We start from the raw sequence: 223 nt of genomic DNA, 5'->3' as shown, positions 1-223 counted from the left end.
TCTGGATCAGTTCGCCCAGGCACGCGCGTCGTGCCCGTGGCTGGTAGACCTTCGGCGGCCGCTGCCGGCGCGGCACCCACAGCCCGGCGTCCGTCATCAGCCGCCTGACCGTTTCCTTCGCCAGCCGGATGCCGTGGCACTCATACAGCTTCTCGCAGGCCAGCGTCGGCCCGAAATCGGCGTAGCGATCACGGATGATCGACAGTGCTCGATCGGCCAGATC

General features: G+C 67.7%; 1 pseudogene. It reads right to left on the bottom strand.

The features are described from left to right. Positions 1–223: pseudogene (locus tag DIE02_RS35335) on the bottom strand (ISNCY family transposase); the annotation flags it as partial.

This window comes from Burkholderia sp. Bp8991 (assembly GCF_003853795.1).
Classification (GTDB): Bacteria; Pseudomonadota; Gammaproteobacteria; order Burkholderiales; family Burkholderiaceae; genus Burkholderia.
Note: the sequence above shows the minus strand (reverse complement) of the source record. Positions and strands in the feature narration are given on the sequence as shown.